This is a genomic window from Flavobacterium tyrosinilyticum, from assembly GCF_023656565.1.
Lineage (GTDB): Bacteria > Bacteroidota > Bacteroidia > Flavobacteriales > Flavobacteriaceae > Flavobacterium > Flavobacterium tyrosinilyticum.
This window is the reverse complement of record NZ_JAMOKG010000004.1, coordinates 90860-114220: the sequence shown is the minus strand read 5'-3', so window position 1 is coordinate 114220 and position 23361 is coordinate 90860. Positions and strand designations below refer to the sequence as shown.

At 33.2% G+C, this 23361-nt stretch carries 21 protein-coding genes; 11 read left to right on the top strand and 10 right to left on the bottom strand.

Going from position 1 to position 23361, the window contains the following annotated elements; genetic code table 11:
• Positions 1-40 precede the first annotated feature (40 nt).
• From NCC77_RS20635 to NCC77_RS20625, 3 genes are all read right to left on the bottom strand, one after another.
• The gene (locus NCC77_RS20635) at positions 41-574 is read right to left on the bottom strand and encodes an AAA family ATPase (protein ID WP_250837272.1); all 534 of its coding nucleotides are present in this window, start codon (positions 572-574) and stop codon (positions 41-43) included.
• Positions 575-1020: 446 nt separating this feature from the next.
• The gene (locus NCC77_RS20630) at positions 1021-1590 is read right to left on the bottom strand and encodes a hypothetical protein (RefSeq protein WP_250837271.1); all 570 of its coding nucleotides are present in this window, start codon (positions 1588-1590) and stop codon (positions 1021-1023) included.
• A 17-nt stretch (positions 1591-1607) separates the two neighbouring features.
• Positions 1608-2519 (bottom strand): alpha/beta hydrolase family protein, encoded by a 912-nt coding sequence (locus NCC77_RS20625; protein ID WP_250837270.1) that lies wholly within the window; start codon positions 2517-2519, stop codon positions 1608-1610.
• Positions 2520-2790: 271 nt separating this feature from the next.
• Between NCC77_RS20625 and NCC77_RS20620 the strand changes: the two genes are divergently transcribed.
• The 4 genes from NCC77_RS20620 (at position 2791) to NCC77_RS20605 (ending at position 6279) form a co-directional block, all read left to right on the top strand.
• Positions 2791-3087, top strand: a complete 297-nt coding sequence (locus tag NCC77_RS20620; RefSeq protein WP_066033683.1) for a DUF493 family protein — start codon at positions 2791-2793, stop codon at positions 3085-3087.
• Positions 3088-3091: 4 nt separating this feature from the next.
• Positions 3092-3814 (top strand): DUF4290 domain-containing protein, encoded by a 723-nt coding sequence (locus tag NCC77_RS20615; protein WP_250837269.1) that lies wholly within the window; start codon positions 3092-3094, stop codon positions 3812-3814.
• A 183-nt stretch (positions 3815-3997) separates the two neighbouring features.
• Positions 3998-5311, top strand: a complete 1314-nt coding sequence (gene murA, locus NCC77_RS20610; RefSeq protein ID WP_250837268.1) for a UDP-N-acetylglucosamine 1-carboxyvinyltransferase — start codon at positions 3998-4000, stop codon at positions 5309-5311.
• Between the two features lie 89 nt (positions 5312-5400).
• Positions 5401-6279, top strand: a complete 879-nt coding sequence (locus NCC77_RS20605; protein ID WP_250837267.1) for a cation diffusion facilitator family transporter — start codon at positions 5401-5403, stop codon at positions 6277-6279.
• Between the two features lie 223 nt (positions 6280-6502).
• Here the strand turns inward: NCC77_RS20605 and NCC77_RS20600 are convergent, their stop codons facing one another.
• From NCC77_RS20600 to NCC77_RS20590, 3 genes are all read right to left on the bottom strand, one after another.
• Complete coding sequence (locus tag NCC77_RS20600; RefSeq protein ID WP_250837266.1) at positions 6503-8992, bottom strand: DUF5686 and carboxypeptidase regulatory-like domain-containing protein; 2490 nt, start codon at positions 8990-8992, stop codon at positions 6503-6505.
• Between the two features lie 168 nt (positions 8993-9160).
• Positions 9161-9574, bottom strand: a complete 414-nt coding sequence (gene aroQ, locus NCC77_RS20595) for a type II 3-dehydroquinate dehydratase (protein WP_250837265.1) — start codon at positions 9572-9574, stop codon at positions 9161-9163.
• 126 nt (positions 9575-9700) lie between these two features.
• A complete protein-coding gene (locus NCC77_RS20590; RefSeq protein WP_095929494.1) occupies positions 9701-10258 on the bottom strand; it encodes a porin family protein in 558 nt (185 codons plus the stop codon).
• Between the two features lie 290 nt (positions 10259-10548).
• Here NCC77_RS20590 and NCC77_RS20585 point away from each other — a divergent pair, with 290 nt between their 5' ends.
• From NCC77_RS20585 to NCC77_RS20570, 4 genes are all read left to right on the top strand, one after another.
• Positions 10549-11109 (top strand): porin family protein, encoded by a 561-nt coding sequence (locus NCC77_RS20585; RefSeq protein ID WP_250837264.1) that lies wholly within the window; start codon positions 10549-10551, stop codon positions 11107-11109.
• A gap of 212 nt (positions 11110-11321) precedes the next feature.
• The gene (locus NCC77_RS20580; RefSeq protein WP_250837263.1) at positions 11322-11903 is read left to right on the top strand and encodes a porin family protein; all 582 of its coding nucleotides are present in this window, start codon (positions 11322-11324) and stop codon (positions 11901-11903) included.
• A gap of 80 nt (positions 11904-11983) precedes the next feature.
• Positions 11984-12880 carry a site-specific tyrosine recombinase XerD gene (xerD, locus tag NCC77_RS20575; RefSeq protein WP_250837262.1) on the top strand — a complete coding sequence of 299 codons (897 nt, stop codon included), beginning with the start codon at positions 11984-11986 and terminating at the stop codon, positions 12878-12880.
• 152 nt (positions 12881-13032) lie between these two features.
• Positions 13033-14553: a PAS domain-containing sensor histidine kinase gene (locus tag NCC77_RS20570; protein ID WP_250837261.1), complete on the top strand. Its 1521-nt coding sequence runs from the start codon at positions 13033-13035 to the stop codon at positions 14551-14553.
• A 70-nt stretch (positions 14554-14623) separates the two neighbouring features.
• Here the strand turns inward: NCC77_RS20570 and rny are convergent, their stop codons facing one another.
• From rny to NCC77_RS20555, 3 genes are all read right to left on the bottom strand, one after another.
• Positions 14624-16183 (bottom strand): ribonuclease Y, encoded by a 1560-nt coding sequence (gene rny, locus NCC77_RS20565; RefSeq protein ID WP_091497308.1) that lies wholly within the window; start codon positions 16181-16183, stop codon positions 14624-14626.
• 209 nt (positions 16184-16392) lie between these two features.
• Positions 16393-16686 (bottom strand): cell division protein ZapA, encoded by a 294-nt coding sequence (locus NCC77_RS20560; RefSeq protein WP_250837260.1) that lies wholly within the window; start codon positions 16684-16686, stop codon positions 16393-16395.
• A gap of 4 nt (positions 16687-16690) precedes the next feature.
• On the bottom strand, positions 16691-16981 hold the full coding sequence (locus NCC77_RS20555) for a hypothetical protein (protein WP_250837259.1): 291 nt from the start codon (positions 16979-16981) through the stop codon (positions 16691-16693).
• A 180-nt stretch (positions 16982-17161) separates the two neighbouring features.
• Between NCC77_RS20555 and NCC77_RS20550 the strand changes: the two genes are divergently transcribed.
• From NCC77_RS20550 to NCC77_RS20540, 3 genes are all read left to right on the top strand, one after another.
• Positions 17162-18844, top strand: coding sequence for a M23 family metallopeptidase (locus NCC77_RS20550; RefSeq protein ID WP_250837258.1), 1683 nt, complete (start codon positions 17162-17164; stop codon positions 18842-18844).
• Positions 18845-18856: 12 nt separating this feature from the next.
• Complete coding sequence (locus NCC77_RS20545) at positions 18857-21322, top strand: TonB-dependent receptor plug domain-containing protein (protein ID WP_250837257.1); 2466 nt, start codon at positions 18857-18859, stop codon at positions 21320-21322.
• A gap of 88 nt (positions 21323-21410) precedes the next feature.
• On the top strand, positions 21411-22130 hold the full coding sequence (locus tag NCC77_RS20540) for a CREC-EF hand family protein (RefSeq protein ID WP_250837256.1): 720 nt from the start codon (positions 21411-21413) through the stop codon (positions 22128-22130).
• 443 nt (positions 22131-22573) lie between these two features.
• Here the strand turns inward: NCC77_RS20540 and NCC77_RS20535 are convergent, their stop codons facing one another.
• The gene (locus NCC77_RS20535; RefSeq protein WP_250837255.1) at positions 22574-23275 is read right to left on the bottom strand and encodes a hypothetical protein; all 702 of its coding nucleotides are present in this window, start codon (positions 23273-23275) and stop codon (positions 22574-22576) included.
• Between the last annotated feature and the right edge of the window lie 86 nt (positions 23276-23361).

The following is a 23361-nucleotide window of genomic DNA, read 5'->3' as shown; positions in this document are numbered from 1 at the left end:
TAGAAAACAGTTTCTAGTTTTGCAACTTTAAACCATGCCGCTAAATTTTGTCTAAGATATAAAGAATTCTGTTTTCAACTGTATCTTTAGGAACTTCAATCAGTTCGTAACCATATTTTTTGTAAGTTTCAACAAGGTGCTCTTGGATTTTTACTGCCTGATCAAAATTTTCATAACGTTCAGAATCACTTTGGTAAATTTCTTCCCAAGGCGGTAAAATAAAAGTTTTAGAATATTTATAATCTTCGCAAGCTTTAACGAAACTTTCCGGATATTCATCGCCAATATAATCCATATAAGCTACCACATCTGGAATTCCTCTATCAATAAAAACCACATTATCAGGTTCTTCAAGAGCATTTTTGTATTGGTCAATACGACCTTCCAATAACATTTCGCTAAACAAAAGCGGCTGTTCTAGAAACAACTGCTCAATGCCTTGTTCTTGCGCTTTCATGGTAACCTGTCTAGAGATTTCTGGATAGCAACAAAAGCCACGAGCTACCAATTCGTTAATAAGTGTTGATTTTCCAGTACCAGGTCCGCCAAGCAAGACTATAATTTCTTTTTGCACTATTCTAAAAATAAAGCGCAAATTTACCTAAACTTATTTATAATTAAAAAGAATATTTACTTGAAGCGAAAGATTTAGCATTTTTTGCAGTCATGGGTTCCTGCTGTCCGCTGCAATCTTTTGCTTTTTAAAGGAAAAAGCAAAAGGATTTCCGCTTCCATCAGGGCTAAAAAGGAGGGATGGTTTTGTTTTTGGAATTATTTTGTGTTTTTTTCTCCTGCAAGGTTTTCAAAACCTTGTAGGTTTCTAAATATGACTTATTAATAGGTGGAAAGAGAAAAAATAACATCTACAAGGTTTTGAAAACCTTGCAGGAAACTGAATTTTAAATACAAATATTTAGCTCCGCTGGAGCAGTTTTTATTTGAATTGCCCTTGGTTTTAACCAACGGGTTGAATGATTTGTAGATCTTGGCTTTAGCCAAATATTTGTTGCTATTTCTTTTTTAGTGTTTTGGGATGTCTTCTAATAATTTTCCGTCAAAATCAAGAATATATCTGTTAGATTCAAAATCTACTAAAAGTATAGTATTATCTTCAATAGTAAGCTCTTCGTTGCCTTCAGGATTTACCCAAATATCTCTTCCTCCAAAACTCCAAATAATCTCTCCATTTTTTGTTATTCTGAAAATTTCCAATTCTCCATGAATAAGCAAATCTTCTTCAAGTTTGTAAAGACAAAAGTTGGTAAATTGATCAAACTCTTTCAGCCATATAATTTCTAATGAAGGAATCTTTAAACAGTAAATTTTATTGGAAACTAGAATCCATATTTTATCATCTTCAATAATGCATGAGTTTTCATGTATTCCTGTTGCGCCCTCAGTTTCACAAATTATCGCACTTGAAATCTCGATTCCATGTTCTTTAATAATGACAGCGTGCTTACTACTAGAACGAAATTCATTTTCTTCACAATAAGCTTTTTGATATTGATGTAAATTATTGCTTGAATTTAAAACATAATTTTTATCGTTAATAACTTCAATTTCAAAATTTTTATAGGAAACATTCATTGTCTTTGTTTTAAGAATTACTCACAAAACAAATACTTCCCAGAACCTTTCCCTTTTTTAGAAGGAACAATCAAATGCGATTGGAACTTTTTCCCCTTCAGAACATCATTCACAAAATCTAAAACATATTGTTGTCCTTCATGAAAAAGATAACCAGAGAATTCATGTCCGCCACCGCAAAAAGTAATCAGTTCGATGTCTTTATGCAAATCGTTCATTTGATTAAAAACGGCATAGGAACCAAAAAGAATCAGCCAGCCAGAAGCATTTGTTGGGCAAGAACGGTGTGAACCTGCAGCGTAAGGAACTGTGTCATCATTGCTTCCGTGCGCCAACAACATCGGAATTGCTTTTTCTTTTGTAATCAAATTAATATCCTGAATCGCTCCTGAACCTCCGATGAAACCTTTATATTTAAAGTTTTCAGGGAGATTGCTTTTGTATAAATTCATTAATTTATAATCCCAGAACGAAGCGTGGAAACCAATTTCTGCTCCGGCACTAATTCCAGAAATAAAGATTTTTGAAGTATTAAGATTATATTTATCAGCATTCTCAACTAAGAAAGCTGTCGCCTGCCACATATCACTTACGCCAATCTGAATTGCTTTTATTTTTTCGGTTAAAGTTCCTTTACAGCCAAAATCTTTTCCTTTCATATATAAACTGTACGAAATACTGGCAACGGCATAACCGTTTTGAGCCATAAATTTTCCGAACTCTTTTTCGCTTGTGCGTTCTCCGCCCGAAAATCCGCCACCGAAAGCAAACATAATTAAAGGAATTTTTTCGCCTACTTTTTTCTTTGGCAGATATAAGTCTAAATCCAGTTTTAAAGTGTCGTTTTGGAAATAAGTCAGTGTTTTAACTTCTTGTGCTTGAATTGAATTTATTGTTAAAGCGATAAAAAGTAAAAGGAGTTTTTTCATTATAGTATTTTTTAATCTCGCAAAGTCGCAGAGACGCAAAGTAATTTCTTAAAAGCTTAATTAGTAAAAAAACTTTGCGACTCTGCGACTTTGCGAGAGATTTCTGCGGATTATTTTCTCAAATATAAGCGTAAAATTTACAATGAAATAATCTTCCCAAGCTTTTTTCTCTGCACCTTTGTAACTTTGTAACTTTGAACCTTTTTTCGAAGAAAAAATATAAAAAATCTAAAATCAAAAACCGTATATTTGCGTTTATTTTTAATTACGAATGGAGAACGATAAAGAAAAAAATACAGCCGAATTTTACGAAAGATTAAAAGTGGAGCTTGATAACGCAAACACTTGGCCAGCAGAATATTTGTACAAATTTATTGTACCTTCTGTAGCAGATAATGTAGAGCGTGTTGAAAAAGCTTTCGATAGAATGGGAGCGGTGATTAAAACAACAAAATCAAAAACTGGTAAATTTACCAGCGTTTCTGTAGATGTTACTATGCACAGCTCAGATGATGTAATCAGTAAATACAAAGAAGTTTCTACAATAGAAGGTATAGTTTCATTATAAACTTATGATCGAAAAATATAAAAGAGAAGCCGCAAGTGACGTTGTTTTCAATTTAGAATATAATTCTGAAAGACAGCGTTTAATTATTCCGGAGTACGGTCGTCATTTGCAAAAATTAATTGATCAGGCAACTGCAATCGAAGATGATGAAACGCGCAATAAAGCCGCAAAATATATCATTCAGGTTATGGGAAGTCTGAATCCGCATTTGCGCGATGTTCCAGATTTTCAACATAAACTTTGGGATCAGCTTTTTATTATGTCTGATTTTAAACTAAATGTTGAATCACCATATCCGATTCCGTCAAGAGATGTTTTGCAACTGAAACCTGAGATTTTACAATATCCTCAGAATTTCCCGAAATATAGATTTTACGGAAACAACATTAAGTACATGATTGATGTTGCTAATAAATGGGAAGAAGGCGAAATGAAAACTGCTTTGGTGATGGTAATTGCCAATCACATGAAAAAATCGTTCCTAAGCTGGAACAAAGATACCGTAAAAGACGATGTGATTTTTGAACATTTATTTGAATTATCGGGAGGCAAAATCAACTTATTGCACAGTACTGAAGAATTGTTAAACACTACAGATTTAATGCGTACCAATAAACGCATGTCTAATAAAACAGCTTCTGGTATACAGCCGAAAACTCAGAATAACAAAAACAATAATAAAGGCGGTCAAAAAAAGACATTTCAAAAAAATAATAATCAAAAGTAAAAAAGGTGCTAAGAGGCTAAGCTTCTAAGTTACTAAGGTTTTTTACTTAGATGCTTAAAAACAAACAAAAACAAAAATAAAAAAAGCTGCTAAGCTACTAAGCTACTAAGTTGCTGAGTTTTTTTACTTAGAATCTTAGAATCTCAGAATCTTAGAAACTTTGAAAGAACCTAAAAGAAATCTATGGCAATTTTTAAAATCGAAGGAGGAACTCCTTTAAAAGGAGAAATCACTCCGCAAGGAGCAAAGAATGAGGCATTACAAATTTTATGTGCCGTGCTTCTAACAGGAGAGAAAGTAAAAATTAATAACATTCCTGACATTATAGACATCAATAAATTAATCACTTTGTTGGGTAATTTAGGGGTGAAAATTCAACGTAACGAACCAGGTTCGATTACTTTTCAAGCTGACGAAGTTAATGTTGGATATTTAGAAACCGAAGCTTTCAAAAAAGAAGGAGGAGCGCTTCGTGGTTCTATTATGATTGTTGGTCCGCTTTTGGCTCGTTTCGGAAAAGGATATATTCCAAAACCAGGAGGAGATAAAATCGGTCGCCGTAGATTAGATACACACTTTGAAGGTTTTATTAACCTTGGAGCAAAATTCAGATATAACAGAGAAGATCATTTTTACGGAGTAGAATCTCCAAAAGAGGGCTTAACTGGAACAGATATGCTTTTAGACGAAGCTTCTGTAACTGGAACTGCAAACATTGTAATGGCAGCAGTTTTGGCAAAAGGAACAACTACAGTTTACAACGCTGCTTGTGAGCCATACTTACAGCAATTGTGTAAAATGCTAAACTCTATGGGAGCAAAAATCACTGGAGTAGGGTCTAACTTATTGACTATCGAAGGTGTTGAAAGCCTTGGAGGTTGCGAGCACAGAATTTTACCAGATATGATCGAAATTGGTTCTTGGATTGGTCTTGCGGCTATGACAAAGAGCGAAATTACAATCAAAAATGTAAGCTGGGAAAATTTAGGTTTGATTCCGAATACTTTCAGAAAATTGGGTATTACAATCGAAAAACGTAACGACGATATTTACATTCCTGCTCACAAAGACGGATATGAAGTGAAAACAGATATCGACGGTTCTATCTTAACTATTGCTGATGCTCCATGGCCAGGATTTACACCTGACTTATTAAGTATCGTTTTAGTTGTGGCAACACAAGCAAAAGGAGACGTTTTGATTCACCAAAAAATGTTCGAAAGCCGTTTGTTCTTCGTAGATAAACTAATTGATATGGGAGCAAAAATTATGTTATGTGATCCGCACAGAGCTGTGGTTATGGGACATAATTTCGAATCTCAATTGAAAGCAACAACAATGTCTTCTCCTGATATTCGCGCAGGAATCTCATTATTGATTGCGGCGCTTTCTGCGAAAGGAACAAGTACAATCCAAAATATCGAGCAAATCGACCGTGGATACGAGCGTATCGACGAGCGTTTGAGAGCAATCGGTGCAAAAATCGTGAGAGCTTAAAAAGTTGATAGCCATGAATTCACAAATTTTTATTTTCAAAGATTATAAAAAATAATTCGAGAATTCGTGGCGAAAAAAAAATAGTCTAAATGACAAACGAACAAAAAGCTATAAAAGCTACTATCTTTAGTATAGTTGGAAACACCTGCTTGGCCCTTGTAAAAGGTCTTGCAGGTTTTTTTGGCAATTCTTATGCCTTGATTGCAGATGCGATTGAATCGACGACAGATATATTTGCGTCCTTCTTGGTACTGTTTGGAATCAAATATTCGAATAAACCAGCAGACGAAAATCATCCTTATGGTCATGGTCGTGCAGAACCTCTTATTACGTTTTTGGTTGTTGGATTTTTAATTACTTCGGCAACAATTATTGGTTACGAAAGTATTGCTAATATTGGGACTTCACACGATTTACCAAAATCTTGGACTCTATATGTTTTAGGCGCAATTATTATCTGGAAAGAATATTCTTTTCGTTTGGTAATGAAACGAAGCAAACAAACAAATAGTTCGTCTTTAGCAGCCGATGCTTGGCATCATAGAAGTGATGCCATAACGTCTGTAGCGGCTTTTATCGGAATTTCAATTGCCTTAATTATGGGCAAAGGCTACGAATCTGCAGATGATTGGGCTGCGCTTTTTGCCGCTTTTTTTATCTTATATAACAGTTATAAAATTTTCAGACCAGCGCTTGGCGAAATCATGGATGAAAACCTAAATGACGATTTAGTAGAAGAAATTCGTGTTGTCGCTTTAACTGTTCCAGGAATTCTTGGAACCGAAAAATGTTTTATTCGTAAAGCAGGAATGCGTTATCATGTTGATCTTCACGCCATAGTTTCGGCAAAAATTTCAGTAAAAGAAGGACACGATTTGTCTCATAAATTGCAAGATACTTTAAAAGAACAAATTCCACAGTTAGGAAATGTCTTAATACATATTGAACCAGATGATTATCATTGTTAAAGATGCTAAGGTTCTGAGATTCTGAGATTCTAAGTTTTTTCTTTGTCAAAGTTTTAAACTTTGACAAAGATTAATTTAAAAATCTGCTTAATTTACCATCTACTTGAAACTAGATTGTAAATTAAGCAGATTTTTTTTTAAGATTGAAAATCTTTGCGTGGGCTTCGACTTCGCTCAGTCTGACAAAATTAGTATTAAGTACTAAAAGAGAACTTAGCATCTTCTAATCTAATGCATTCAAAATCTTCAATCCAAACACAACACCATTTTGTTGAATTCCTCCTTGATAAGAATGCACATAATCTACTCGGAATAATTTAAATTTTCCGAAACCTAAATTGTCCAAACCAACAGTGAATTCAGAATATGGTTTTCTGTCTGGAATCGCTAAAGCATGAAAACCAATATTCATAGTTGATTTTAAAAGATTCAATAACGGAATTTTATTCATTATAAAACCAGTGTCATTGTATTCAGTATGCATTTCAAAATAACTGTCATTTGTACTGTTTGAATAGTATGGCATCATATTAAAAACATTCAAATAACGTTCGCTTGTTCCTATATGGGTTTGGTTTCCGTTGAAATGTCTGTAATCGATAAACGAAATATTTTCTGCATTAAAGAACTTGCCTCCTCTAAAATTGGTTCCTAAAAGACCTTTATTTCCAAGAGATAAATCATATTGAACAGAAACACCTATTCTTTCGTATTCGTACTTTTTTTCGCTTGCCGCGAATGCTTTTTCGAATGCTAAATAAACGGTCGGATATTTATCATCTTTAAAATTAAATCTGCCGTCTGGTCTTGAAATGTATTTGTTGCCAAAGTTGATTCTTGTTGTCACAAGCGCTTTAAACAAATGATGCTGATCAAAAGCGGGAGTTGTAAAATCGTCTGGAGCCAACGGATTATTGGAAGAATAAAGGTCCTCTTTTTTAAAGAATGAGTAATCGGTGGTGTTAAAAAGTGGTTTGCGCTGTTCGTAGCCAATTTTTCCGGTAAGATTTACTCCATTCGCAATATCTTGACCGTAATTAATTTCAACAAATTCTAAGTTGTACAGCTTCATATAGTTGTCTTTAAAAAACAAAGAACTTATAGAGTTGATCAAATTAGAAATAGGTTGTGCGCTATTAAATTGCGCTGTTTTTGTTCCTCCAGAACCCCAAATTGTCGCGTAATTGATTGTATTGAATCGATGGCTAAATTCGCCAATTGCGCGAAAACGCTCATCTGAAAAACCATAATTAAAAGTGGTGCTTATCGAAGTGTTTGTTCCTTTTTCTTCATTCCATCTTTTAAAAGAGAAACCAGAATCCAGATTAAAACCTTGAACGGTATTAAAACTTAAAGAAGAAATATTTAGCAATCCTTTATAATCAAAAGAATATTTCTTGAAGGTGTTTTTATAATCATAACCCATTAAAACATCCCAAACTTTAAATTTATTATTTTTTGCGTCTATAGAATCGGTGTATTTTTTTGATTTTCTAATGGTTTGCAGACTGTCTTTTTTAGCATAATCGCTGCTTTCTTCAAGTGTTAACGGAATCGGACGAATTTCATTCCAGAAAGCATCATCTTTTTTATTCGCATTGAGGTCAAAAGCCACCAGTTCATTACCGAAAGTTTTCTTTTCAAACGACGCTGGAAATTCATAATTCGAATAAACATAATTGAAATTTCCAGAAAACTTTACGCCAAAAATACCCGCATTAAAAGAAAGTGTCTGCGCATTTTTGGACCATATTTTATTTTTGGAGTTATAACTGAAACTCTGTTTTAGATTCATTATTTCAGTAAATTCATTTTTCATTCTATACCCTTTGATCTCTAAATCGATGGCATAAATGGCAAAACTATCGTCTACAATATAAATGTAACCTTCAAAAACGGGTTCTTTATCGCGTTTTGGAATAACTTTAATTTTATTAATCTGTTGATTGTTATCGTCGTAAAAAGTGCTTTCTAATTTGTATTTGTAGTAATTAAAAGCATTGTCTGCGATAGGAGAGATGAGTTTAACATCAAAATCTAAGGCATTATCATAAAAATCATAATTGGATAATGCTGCTGTATTGTAGCTGTAGCCGCGATTATTTCCAGAAATTTTAGAAGCTATAATATTTTCTTTAAACTTGTTTGGCTTTTCAAGACTAACTTTAGATATTGTTTCAGATAAATATAAAATCCCTGTTCCGGTCGAATCTAAATTAGCTCCCATATCGCTGCCCAATTCTACTTTTTTGCCTAGAATTTTTTTAGGAAGATCTTTTACTTTAAGCATTCCTTTTGAATAAAAGTCAGCAGTATATCTTCCTGTTTTATCTGAGTTTTCTTTTTTATTGGCAATGGCACTTTTTATAATTGCATTTGCGGGATTATTTTTAGGATCGATTACAACTTCATTTAATGCGAAGCTTTCTTCTTGAAGCTGAACATCCAAAATGACTGTTGTTGTTGCTGCGAGAACAATTTTCTTTTGAGTTTTATAGCCTAAATATTGAAAAATTATGGTGCTTCCCGCAATTTCTTTTACGTTCAGCTGATATTTTCCTTGTTCATTAGAAGTGGTGCCTCGATAGGTGCCTTCTTGAAAAATAGAAACAAATGGAAGCGGATTTCCCTTTTCATCGGTTACAGTACCTTTGATTTGGGCGAAATTGGAAATAGAAAATAATAAAAAGGCAAGTAAAGTATAGTTTTTCATGAAAGTAGTTTCTCTAACAAAAATAAAAGAAGTTGAAAATGAGGTTACTAATAATTTGTTAAATTCGATAAGAAACTACTGATTTGTTTATCAGACTGAGCGAAGCCGAAGCCTCATCGGGTTTCTATTAGCTTTCGACTTTGCTTAGGATGACATTTGTTTAAAAAATTACAAAAACGACTGAATCGCTAATTCGTAACTTTTTAAACCAAATCCTAGAATAACACCTTTGGCATTTCCAGATAGATAAGACTGATGTCTAAAACTTTCTCTAGCATAAGTATTAGAAATATGAACTTCTATTACAGGAGTTGTAACGGCTTTCATTGCATCTCCCAAACCAATAGAAGTATGCGTGTATGCGCCTGCATTTAAAATAATTCCATCATAACTAAAACCACATTCTTGAATTTTACCAATTAATTCACCTTCAATATTACTTTGAAAATACGAAAGTTCGATGTTTGGAAATTTTTGTTTCAACGTTTCAAAATAATCTTCAAAGGTTTGGCTTCCGTAAACTTCTGGTTCTCTTTTTCCTAAAAGATTTAAATTGGGTCCGTTGATAATGCAGATTTTCATATGTATTTTTTATTTTGAGATATTGACATTGCTATTGATTTTTGCAATTGTCATTGAACTGTGTAAAAATAAAAAAAACCGCACTAATAAATAGAACGGTTTTTGTAAAAGTATGTAATATATTTTTTAGAACATGAATCCAGCAGAAATCTGGAATACAGAGTTTTTGATGTCTGCATTTTTAGAAGCCTCTGTCAAACCTAAACCATAACGACCTTGCAAAAAGATGTTTTCAGTAAGTTTAACGCCTAAACCTGCATTTACACCGAATTCGAATGTTTCACCATTTTTAACATCGAAATCATTTCTTTCACTTACTAAGAAAGAAGCTTGTGGACCAACCTCTAAGCTGAAAGTGTTGTTTAAGTAAAATTTAGCCATTACAGGAATAGCGATATAACCTAGTTCATTTTTAACATCTTCACTTACATCGCTAAATTTATAAGATGCACCTGTAGTAGAGTACAATAGCTCTGGTTGAATAGAGAACTTGTCTAATAATTTTACTTCTGCAACTAAACCAGCGTGGTAGCTAGTGATTCCTTCTTTATCGATTTGATCTGGAAAATCTCCAGTTTGGCTTGCAAAGTTAACCCCTGCTTTTACTCCTAATTTTAGTAATTGTGCTTGTACTGCTGCTGATGTTGCTAAAAACAAAACAGCTGCTAAAAGTATTTTCTTCATAAAAAGGTTTTTAAAAATTGGTATTTTAAAATGTTATTTAAAGTTCAAAACTACATATTTAGCATTTTATTGCATTATAATTTTGATTAAATAATTACTAAAATTCCCACTCAAACTGATTTTTTATGTTTGAAAAACCTCTTTTCTTCTTTCAAATATTTGATTTTCAATTGGTATGTCTTGATTTTATTTTTGTCTTATTCTAATACTTTTTAAACTTATAGCGGAGTATTTTTTGTAAGTCTAATCTTAGTTTTGCCGAATATTAATCAAATAATATTTTAAAAATTATGAAAAAAATTGTTTTGGCTGCTATTGCAGTAATGGGGTTTAGTTTTGCAAATGCACAAACAACAGGATTCTCTAAAGGAGATACATTTATTTCTGGTGCAGTAGGGATTGCATCTAAGAAAACAGGAGATGCAAAAGCTAATGGATTTGAAATTGAACCGACAATTGGATATTTTGTATCTGAAAATATCGCGATTGGAGCAAAATTGGGATATACTTCTGTCAAAGAAAATGATGTGAAAACTTCTGGTTTTACAACGGGAGTTTATGGTAGATATTATTTCACTCCAGCTTCTCAGTTTTCAGTTTTTGGTCAGGCAGGTCTTGATTATGGGCATTACAAAGTAAAACCTGGAGATGCTAAAGAAAACGAATTTGGTGTGGGCTTAGGATTAGGTTTAAGCTATTTCTTATCTAGTCATTTTGCTATTGAGGCAAGCTGGGCTGGATTAAACTACAAAGTGAACGATAATGGAGGTGATGGTGCCGACAAAACAAATTCTTTTTACTTAGGATCTGATTTAAGAGATGTAAAAATAGGAGTTTTATATAAATTCTAATAAGAAAAACATTTAGTTAGTTTTTTAAAGACTTTCCTTAATTTTTAAGGAAGGTCTTTTTTTTATGTTGGAAAATTCTAATTTTAAATAAGCTTAATTCAAAATTAACAATTACTCTAATATTTACCATTTTATTTATTAAAAACCTAATATAGATTTATGAAGAATATTTTTATATTTGATGTAATTAATTTAACCCAAAACAAATTAAAATGAAAAAAATTATCTTATCTGCCATTGCAATTATGGCTTTTGCATTCACAAATGCTCAGTCAACTAGATTTGGAGTAAAAGGAGGTCTTAATATTTCAAGTATTGTTGGAGGAGATGTAGACAATACTAAATCATTAGTGGGATTTCATGTTGGTGGTTTAGCCGAAATCCATGTAGTGGAAAAGTTTTTTATTCAGCCTGAGTTATTATTTTCTGCTCAAGGCGCTAAATTTGACGGTCCTTTTGGCAACGATGGAGACTTAAAATTAAATTATTTGAATATTCCTGTATTAGCAAAATATTATATTGTTGATAATAAATTTAGCGTTGAAGCAGGTCCACAGCTTGGTATTTTATTGTCAGCTAAATCAGACGGTGAAGACTTTAAAGATTATACAAGATCAACAGATTTAGGTTTTAATTTAGGAGCAGGTTATAATTTTACAGATAATTTTTCTGTAGGTCTTCGTTACACTATCGGTTTATCTCCTATTTCTGATAATGATATTGATAATTCAGAAGATTATTATGATAGTGCAAAAAATGGTAATTTTCAGATTTCTTTAGCGTATAAATTCTAATTTGAATTTTAAAATAATTCAAAAAGCCTTCCCGATAACGGAAGGTTTTTTTATGCCAAAAAATTACTTACTTTGTAAATATGAATTGGAGTAGATATATAAAGGATTATCAGTCGTACTTGAGGATTGAGAGAGGTTTGTCTAAAAATACAATCGAAAACTACGGCTTTGATATCGAACGTTTGTGTCTTTTTTTAGAAACCAATCAAATTGATGTTTCGCCGATAAAAATTTCAGATGAAACATTACAGCAATTTATTTATTCGGTTGCCAAAGAAGTAAATCCGAGATCGCAGGCAAGGATGATTTCTGGACTCAAAAGTTTCTTCAATTATCTGGTTTTTGAAGATTATCGAAATGATAATCCTTTAGAATTAATTGAAGCACCCAAAACAGGCCGTAAATTACCCGATACTTTATCGCTTCAGGAAATCGATGCTTTGATTGAAACTATCGATTTAAGCACCAACGAAGGCGAGCGAAACCGCGCCATGCTGGAAACTCTTTATGGCTGCGGACTTCGTGTTTCTGAGTTGATCTCGCTAAAAATATCGGATCTGTTTTTTGATGAAGGTTTTATTAAAATTACGGGTAAAGGAAACAAAGAAAGGTTTGTTCCGATAGGATCATTAACTCAGAAATATATTGATATTTATAGAAATGCAATTCGTTGTAATCTCAATATTAAAAAAGGAGCAGAAGACACTTTATTTTTGAATAGAAGAGGAAATCAGTTAACCCGCGCGATGGTGTTTACTATCATTAAAGATCTTGCACAAAAAATGGGATTGAAGAAGAGTATAAGTCCGCATACATTACGCCATTCTTTTGCTACACATTTGCTTGAAAATGGTGCAGATTTGAGATCAATTCAATTAATGTTAGGGCACGAATCTATTACAACAACAGAAATTTATGTTCATCTAGATCGCAGTTTTTTAAAAGAGGTTATGCATAGTTTTCATCCGAGAAAGTAATTTTTTATTGTATTGTACGTTTTTTGTTTTGAAAATTTATATATTGTGTTAAAAATTTGCGTTAAAAGGAATTAAATACAGCAAAATATGATGTTTTATTTTGCTTGTCCCGAATAAGTTCGGAATATCTTATTTACATAAAAAAGTAGTATATGGTTTTTGATTTATATGGAAATGACGATTGCTTGGAGGTAAATAATTTTTACAAAAAATTGTTGGCCGAAATGCCCGACCTGCTTTTTCAGTTTGTTATTGATGCTGATAATAATTACACCTTTCCACTCGTAAGTAAATCGGCCGATGAAATATTTGAAATTTCAGCAGTGGATTTTAATAATGATATAAAGTTTATAGTTTACGATCGAATTCTACCACAGGATCGTGAGCTTTTTTTTCAGTCTTTGGTCAAGGCTAGAAAAGAAATAAAGCCTTGGGAAATTGAGTTTAGAGCTCTTCTTCCAAAAAAAGGAATGCGCTGGTTTAGGGTTTCCTCTAAAACAGAATCTTCTGCAAATGGAAACGTAATTTTCTATGGACATGTTTCAGATATTACGGAGCTGAAAGATAAAGAAGAGAAACTTAAGATTTCTGAAGAACGTTTTCAATTTGCTCTTGATGCTTCCACGGTTGGAATATGGGACTGGGATATGGTTACGAATAGTGTTTTTTATTCGTCTCTGTCTCTTAAAATTTTAGAACTGGAATCTACCGATATTTTTGATGATCCGGAGCGTTGGGATAAAATCGTTCATCCTGATGATCTTCCAAAATATTACTCCGATATTCATGAACATTTTGACAATAAGATTCCGTTTTACGAAAATTATCATCGTGTAATGACTTCGAGTGGGAACTACAAATGGATCTTGGATCGGGGAAAAGTGATTAAACGGGATGAAAATGGAAAGCCTCTACGTGTAATTGGAACCCATACAGATGTATCTGCGCAAAAAGAAAAAGAACTGGAGCTTTTGAAAACGATGAAACTGTACAGTGATCAAAACAGTCGTTTATTGAATTTTTCACATATTGTTTCCCACAATTTAAATACGCAGGCTGGAAACATAAAATCGATTTTAGATCTTATCGATGCTGATGTTAGTAAGCAAACTGTAGCTGAAATGCTGGAATACTTGCGAGCTGTTTCTAACGATCTCAATGAGACTATTTCAAATCTTACCCAAATTGTAAAAACCCAAAGCAATATTAATATTGCAGTCGTTCCATTAAAGCTTTGCGAGTATATCGAGAAGACAATTTCGACAATTAAAGGTTATGATAAACAGCGAAAAGTAACGATAATCAACAACGTTCCGAAGTATCTCACGATTAATTTTAATCCGGCGTATATGGAAAGCGTTTTACTGAATTTTACTACAAACGCAATTAAGTATGCACATCCTGATCGTGATCCAGTAATTACGTTTGATTTTGCAATAGAGCCAGAAGGCTTTAAATCGCTTAAGATTTCAGATAATGGTCTAGGAATCGATTTGAAGGTTTATGGCGACTTAATATTCGGAATGTATAAAACTTTTCATAAACACGAAGAAGCTCGAGGTATCGGATTGTATATTACAAGAAATCAAATTGAGGCTATGAAAGGAACGGTTGAAGTAGAAAGTGAAGTAGGAGTGGGTACCAGCTTTAAAATCGTTTTTAATGATATGTAAAACTTAAATAGAGATATAAAAATAAAGGCTGTCAATTGACAGCCTTTATTTTTTGTATATGTTCCTAAGATTATTTAGCAATATTTACAGCTCTAGTTTCTCTAATAACTGTAACTTTTACTTGTCCAGGGTAAGTCATTTCAGTTTGGATTTTTTGCGAAATTTCAAAAGATAAGTTTGCAGCGTTGTCATCAGAAACTTTTTCACTTTCTACAATTACACGCAATTCTCTACCAGCTTGGATTGCATAAGCATTTTTAACTCCGCTGAATCCGTAAGCTACATCTTCAAGATCTTTAAGACGTTGGATGTAAGAATCAAGAACCTGACGTCTTGCTCCTGGTCTTGCTCCAGAAATGGCGTCACAAACCTGAATGATTGGAGACAATAAAGATTTCATTTCAATCTCGTCGTGGTGAGCTCCAATCGCGTTGCATACTTCTTCTTTCTCGCCGTATTTCTCAGCCCACTGCATACCTAAAAGTGCGTGTGGTAAATCACTTTCTGTATCTGGCACTTTTCCGATATCGTGTAATAAACCAGCTCTTTTGGCTAGTTTTACGTTTAATCCTAATTCTGCAGCCATGATACCGCAAAGTTTAGAAACCTCTCTCGAGTGTTGTAATAAGTTTTGTCCGTAAGAAGAACGGTATTTCATTCTACCCACCACTTTAATTAATTCTGGGTGTAAACCGTGAATTCCTAAGTCGATTACGGTACGTTTTCCTACTTCGATAATTTCGTCATCAATTTGTTTAGCTGTCTTAGCAACAACTTCTTCGATACGAGCTGGGTGAATACGTCCGTCAGTTACTAATTTGTGTAAAGATAAACGAGCAATTTCTCTACGAACAGGATCAAAACAAGAAAGAATGATAGCTTCTGGTGTATCATCAACAATGATTTCAACTCCAGTTGCAGCTTCAAGAGCTCTAATGTTACGTCCTTCACGACCAATAATACGTCCTTTTACATCGTCAGATTCAATGTTGAAAACAGAAACGCAGTTTTCAACTGCTTCTTCAGTTCCAACTCTTTGAATAGTGTTGATGATGATTTTTTTAGCTTCCTGCTGTGCAGTTAATTTTGCCTCTTCAATAGTTTCTTGAATATGAGACATTGCTTTTGTTTTAGCTTCAGCTTTTAAACCTTCAACCAATTGCTCTTTTGCTTCTTCAGCTGAAAGACCAGAAATTACTTCTAATTGTTGTAATTGACTTTTATGAAGTTTGTCAACTTCAGCTTGTTTTTTGTCTAAAACCTCAATTTTGTTGTTGTATTCGGCAGTTTTAGCCTCAAAGTCGTCGTTAACTTTTTTAGCTTTAGAAAGTTCGTTAGAAACTTGAGATTCTTTATCGCGTACACGTTTTTCTACTTCAGCAACTTTTTTGTCTCTTGCTAAAATAACTTGTTCGTGTTCTGATTTAAGTTCGATAAAACGTTCTTTTGCTTGAAGAATTTTATCTTTTTTGATATTTTCAGCTTCCAAATTAGCGTCTTTTAAGATAGAAGCTGCTTCTTTTTTAGCGTTTTTAATTAGGTTTGAAATATTACTTTTCTCGATAATTTTAGCTATTGCAAATCCTGCTGCAATACCTACAATACCAATAATGATCGTTATGATGTCCATGTTTGTTAGGGTTTATATATAAAAAAAGCCTACATTAATTGCTTGTATAAACTCGTAAAGACAAGTTTTGAGCTAACTCACTGTTCAAGTTTCCCAGCCAAATGGAGGGCATACTATAGTAGCGACGATTTGCTCATTCTAAATTGTTAGTGTTGAGTTTACCAATTGTGAACTAATGTAGGCAGTATCTTAGTTTCTGTAAAGAACGTTTATTTTTCGAGATATTGATCTAAAAGCGAATTTAATCTTTTAATTCTTTCGATAGTCTCTTCTCCATCGATTGCGTTATCAATTTGTTTTTGTTCTACTTGCGATGCAAATTGTAATGCACACATGGCTAGAACATCTTGTTTGTCACGAACCGCGTAATTTTCTTCGAACTGCTTTATCATAGCATCAATTTTTTTTGAAGCACTTCTAAGTCCTTCTTCTTGACTAGGTTCAACCGTAAGCGGGTAAACGCGGTCTGCAATTGATATTTTAATTCTAAGCTTTCCGTCCATATTATTAATCTGATAGTTGTGCTATACAGTAATCAATTTCGCGAATTAATGAATTTATTTTAAGCTTTGTCTCTCTCTTGTTATTGTCGCTGCCAAGCAACGAATTGGCTATCTTAAGTGTTTCATTTTGCTTTTTCAAAGCCTCCATTTCCTCAGATTGTTTCTGGATAATTTGCGTAGCTTTGGCTAATTCTAATCGTAATACTTGATTGTTTTGCTCCAAACCTTTTGATTTCTCAAAAAGCTTTTGGGCTTTATATTCAAGAGTATCAATTATTTCTGCAATTACACTCATTATACATCCTATTCATTACTTAATCCTACAAAGTTAATATTCCTTTTTATTAATGCAATTTTTTATCGATTTTTTTACGTTAAAATAGATAAATATATGTAATTCAATTAATTGTATAATTATAAGTTTTTTCTTGCTTTTATTGCGCTATTTTTCTTTATCTTAGCAAAAATGTTGCTTATGAGATTTTCTGCCTTTACCCTTTTGATTTGTAATTTTATATTTGCTCAAACGCAATATCCTAAAGACTATTTTCGTCCTCCATTAGATATTCCGATGCAACTTTCGGGTAATTTTGGAGAGTTAAGGCCTAATCATTTTCATGCTGGTTTTGATTTGAAAACCAATCAGAGAGAAGGATTAACTGTGCATGCTATTGCTGATGGATATGTTTCGAGAATCAAAATTTCGACTTTTGGAAACGGAAAATGTATTTACATCACGCATCCAAATGGTTATACTTCTGTTTATGGACATTTGCAAACGCCAACCGGTGCAATTTTGGATTATGTAACAAAAACGCATTATAAAGAAAAGGCGTATGAAATTGAAATGTTTCCAAAGCCAGGTGAACTTCCTGTTGCAAAAGGAGATATAATTGGCCTTTCTGGAAATACAGGTTCGTCTGAAGGTCCGCATCTTCATTTTGAAATAAGAGATACTAAAACGGAGTTTGTCATCAATCCGATATTCTTTGGCTTTGACCAAAATTTGAAAGATACCAAAAAACCTACTTTGTCAAGTTTATATGCTTATCCTTTGGATAATGGTACTGTAAATCTTTCAAAACAGCCTTTGTTGGTTAATATGGTGCTTCAAAAAGATGGGACTTATTTAGCTTCTAAAGTAAAAGCTAACGGAAAAATAGGTTTCGGAATTAATGCGGTAGATACAGATGATGTCTCGCATAACAAAAATGGTGTTTTTAATGTTTCAACTTTTTTAAACGGAAATCAGAATTATAATTATCAATTTAATACCTATTCTTTTGATGAAATGCGTTATATCAATGCTCTGATAGATTATTCTCGTTATAAAAAATCTGGACAGCGCGTGCAAAAGCTTTTTATGAAAACGCCTTTTGCTTTAAGCATTATAAAAACAGATTCTCTTCGTGGTATTGTAAAAGCGGAACCTAATTTAACTTCAAATTACAAAATCGAAGTTTCTGATTATTTTGGAAACATGAATTCGGTGACCATTCCAATTGAGTTTGATGCCGCGACACCACTTGTAGAAGCTGAGCCGGTAGACGGAAAATATTTTATTAAGTACAATAGAGATGCTAACTTTGAGAAAGATAATATGTCGGTTTTCTTTCCAGCTGGAACTTTCTATGATGATTTTAATATGAATTTTGATGTTAGAAATAACAAAGTTTTTATTCATGACGATACGGTTCCGGTGCATTCTAATTTTACAATTACGATAAAAGACGATACTTATCCAGAATCATTACGAGACAAGTTATATATTGGTAAAGGAACAAGCTATAATGGAACTGTTAGAAAAGGAGACGTTTTTACTGCCAAGGCAAAAATATTAGGCGCATATGGTTTGGTTCTAGATACAATCGGGCCAGTGATAAAAATTGCAAAACCAGTTGAAGGAAAATGGATTAGCGATCAAAAGAAAATTGACTTTACAATAGGCGATGCTTTGTCGGGAATTAAGTCTTACAATGGATATTTAAACGGAAGTTGGGTTTTGTTTGAATATGAAAATAAAGCCAGAAGAATTACTCATACTTTTGATGATCAGTATTTGGCAGAAGGAGAAAACGTTTTAAAAATTGAGGTAGTTGATAATGTAGGAAATACTACTATCTTTGAAACTCGTTTTTTTAGAAGTCAAAAAAAATAAAACCCAAAATCTTTGAGTCAAAATAGGTTTACATTCGCTTTTCTCTTTTTATTTTTCAGCTGTATTGCATTAGCTCAAAACGCTCGTATTAAAGGGTTGATTTTAGATGCAGAGAAACATCCTGTTTCGGGCGTGAATGTCTCCTGGCAGAATACTTTTGTTCAGTCAGATTCGAATGGGTTTTATGAAATCGTAATTCCTTCAAATAAAAAAGTTTCTTTGATTTTTACCCACGTTTCATTAAAAATGATGAGTCTAACCGTTAGTTTGAAAACAAATGAAGTTTTTGTTTTTAATCCGATTATGAATAATTCTGAGGAGCAAATGGGGGAAGTTTTTGTTTCTTCTGGAAATAGAAAGCGAGTTCAAGGAATTACATCTGTTGATACAGAAACTATAAAGAAAATTCCAGGCGCAAATGCTGGAATCGAAAATATTCTGAAAACGCTTCCAGGTGTTAATTCCAATAACGAGTTAAGTTCGCAATATATGGTGCGAGGCGGGAATTATGATGAAAATCTAGTTTATGTGAATGAAGTAGAAGTTTATCGTCCGTTTTTAATTCGTTCGGGACAGCAAGAAGGTTTAAGTTTTACGAATACAGATTTGGTGCAGAATGTTGAATTTTCTGCTGGCGGATTTCAAGCCAAGTTTGGAGATAAATTGTCTTCTGTTTTGGATATTACTTATCGCAAGCCAACTCAATTTGGTGCTGCTTTTGAAGCCAGTTTTCTAGGAGGGAGTGCTGCGGTCGATTTAGTTTCTAAAAACAAAAAATGGTCAGCGGTAACTGGAGTGCGTTATAGAAATAATAGCCTTTTAGTAAATAGCCAAGATACAAAGACGAATTACAAACCGACTTTTGCCGATATTCAAACGAATATCAATTACGATATTTCTGAAAAGTGGCAAATGAGCTTTTTAGGGAATATTTCTCAAAATAAGTATTCATATGAACCTTTGGTTCGTCAAACAAATTTTGGGACAGCAGATCAGCCTATGGCGCTTTCGGTTTATTATGACGGACAAGAAAAAGATCAATATGACACTTATTTTGGGGCTTTGAAAACTACTTACAAAGCATCTTCTACACTTACTTTAAAATTAATTGGTTCTTTATTTCATACTACAGAAAAGGAGCATTTTGATATTTTGGCTCAATATCGTTTAGGAAGCGTAAATGCTGAAGATCCAGAAAATGCTTCGGCTATTGATTTTACGCGCGGAATTGGTTCTCAGCTAAATCATGCCCGAAACGATTTGGATGCTTTAATTGCAAATATTGAACTGAAAGGAATTCAGAACTGGAAAGAAAGCCAATTGGAGTTTGGTTTAAAATATACTAGAGAATCTATTCGAGATCGTGTAGTAGAATGGGAAGTAATCGATTCTGCTGGATTTTCTATAAATCCGCCTTTGCTTATTCTTCCAAAAAATAATCAGCCCTATACTCCTTATACTGGGCCGCTTTTGCCATATCAAGATATTCGTGCTACAAATTTTAATACCATAAATAGATTTTCTGGTTATGCGCAGTGGAATAAACAATCGGAAATTGGTTCAAGTCAGATTTGGTACCATTTAGGAGCGCGTTTTCAAGGATGGAATGTTTCTGGAGCACTAGAAGAAGGAAAGACACAATTTGTAGTAAGTCCGCGTGCACAATTTGCAATAAAACCAGATTGGGATCGCGATATGGTTTTTAGAATTTCTGGTGGATTGTATCATCAACCGCCATTTTATAGGGAACTTCGAGATCTGGAAGGCATCGTAAACCCAAATGTAAAAGCACAAGAAGCGATTCATGTTGTTTTGGGGAACGATTATAATTTTAAAATGTGGAATCGCCCCTTTAAATGGGTAACGGAACTTTATTATAAATCACTTTCGGATGTAAACGTGTATTCTATTGATAATGTTCGTATTCGTTATGTTGCTAATAACAATGCAAAAGCCTATGCGCAAGGTTTGGATTTTAGATTAAACGGCGAATTTGTACCAGGAACCGAATCTTGGATAAGTTTTGGATACATGAAAACGGAAGAAAATTACGAAAACAAAGGTTATATTGCCCGTCCGACAGATCAGAGATTAAAGTTTGGGATGCTGTTTCAGGATTATATGCCGAATATTCCAAGTGTAAAAGTGTATTTGAATTTGGTTTACAATACAGGATTGCCAGGCGGTGCGCCAGCTTACACAGATCCATACTTGTATCAAAATAGATTGAATGATTATAGAAGAGCAGATATTGGTTTCGCAAAAGTCTTTGTAGACAGCAGTACGCAGAACACAAAAACAGGCTGGCTAAAAAACTTTAAAGAATTGTCTTTGGGGTTAGAAATTTTTAATCTTTTCAATAATCAAAATGCTATTACAAATACTTGGGTTCGTGATGTGTACTCAAAAAATCAATATGCGATTCCAAATTATATGACTTCGAGAGTTTTTAACGTTAAGATTAATGCGAGGCTTTAATCTGCTCCGTGATCGGTTATAAAATTCAATAAAAACAAAAAATACAATCAAAAATAGTATATTTGATAATCGTATATAATCATTGTAGATGAAAAAGTATTTTAAAAATATCGCCCTTATACTGATCGGAACAGTTATAAGCTGCCGAGAAGAAGTTCAAAAACCAAAAGTAAGTTACGGTGCTTCAAATAAAGTGAGCATTACTAAAACCGATACAACCCAGATTGAAATCGCCGATTTGCCCATTCAAATGGAAGGAACCAATTATTTAATTCATCCAGTTGGAGATTTAAGAGTTTTTGAAAGAGGATCTAAGGCAAGATTTGGTTCTTCGAGCGTTAATGATGTAAGTTTTACGATTTCTAATTTAGGAGAATATGAAATTACAGGATATCTTCAGAATTTAAAATTCCAAAAAATAGATTCAGATTCTATCCGACCTTTATCAGATAAGCCAGTTCTAATTTTAACGGCTACTTTTCTGAAAACCGTTGCAGATAAAACGCATAATAATGTTATGGTTTATACATTAACAGATTCAGATACTAATAAAGACGGAAAAATTGATACAAGCGATATTAAAACTTTATACTTAAGCGATATCAGCGGAGAAAATTTTACAAAAGTTTCAGCCGATTTGGAAGAATTGGTAGATTGGAGTTTGATAGAATCTAAAAATCGTCTGTATTTTAGAACCATTGAAGATACCAACCAAAATGGTCAGTTTGATAAAAATGATGTGTTGCACTACAACTATATAGACCTGACTTCTAAAAAATGGGAAGTGAAGAGTTATAAGCCTATCTAAGGTTCTGAGATGCTAAGATTCTAAGTTTTTTTCTTGCCACAGATTAAAGGATTAAAAAGATTTATAAAAAGAGAGGCTGTTTCAACTTATTGAAACAGCCTCTCTTTTTTAAATTGCTTTTATTAATGAAAACAACGTTTTTTATTTTTATACATCAAGCCGTCATTCCGTAGGAATGTCTGGTCGGTAGAAAAAAATGATGACAAATCAATTTACGTTCCGTAGGAACGTTTGATGCGTTGCATTGTTTTAAAAAAAAAATATACCAAAAATCAAACGTTCCTACGGAACGTAATTAACCAAAACAATATAATTTTTTCTACCGATGAAATGTTCCTACGGAACATAATCAAATCAGAAACGGGGGAAAAAATCTTTCTAATCCTTTAATCTGTGGCAAGAAAAAAAACTTAGAATCTTAGCATCTCAGCACCATAGCATCTCTAAATCAATATATCACTTTCAAGATCAGATTTCTCAATTTCGAAACCAAATCCTAAACGTTCAACCAATTCTATTACCAGTTTTTTGTACCAGTTTTCAGATTTTGGGTGAATATATATTTTTTCGATTAATTGGTTGATGTCGACGTTGATCTTTAATCCGTCGTTTAATTTGATGTCGCTTTTGGACGTATCGCTCAGAATACGGACTTCTCTTTCATATTGAAAACTTTTTCTTTTAAATAAAAACGGAAAGAATAAATCATCAAACGGAATATATTCTTTTTTGTAATCGATGTAATTTACTTCGCCGATAAACTGGTCAAAATTGTTTTCTGGTTTTACTGCTTTTTGCAGTCTTCCAATTGTAGATTGAATAGCTAAGCCTTCGTTGTTTTTGGTGAAAATCTGCCACATGGCAAAAGATTCATATTCATTAATGTGCCAGCTGCTTATGGCTACTTTTTCGCGGTGTGTTTTGTAGTAATTTAAAAATTCAGTATTATCTGCCGCTAGCTTTTTAATTTCTTCGTAAGTCGGTTCGCTAAAAGTGCCTTCGTATTGATCTTCAAACTTGTCGGAACGTGACATGAACAGTTTTTTAGAAAGTAAAAGGTCTAGAAATTTAGATAAATCAAGATATTTCCACACAATAGTATCAGAGTCATCTGGAAGTTTTATGTTGGGGTTTTTAAGATACATTTTGGGCAGAGTTACAAGTTTTGTTCTTAATCAACCTAAAGTTATAAAAATAAACACAGATTAAAGAAATTAAACTGAGTTTTAAT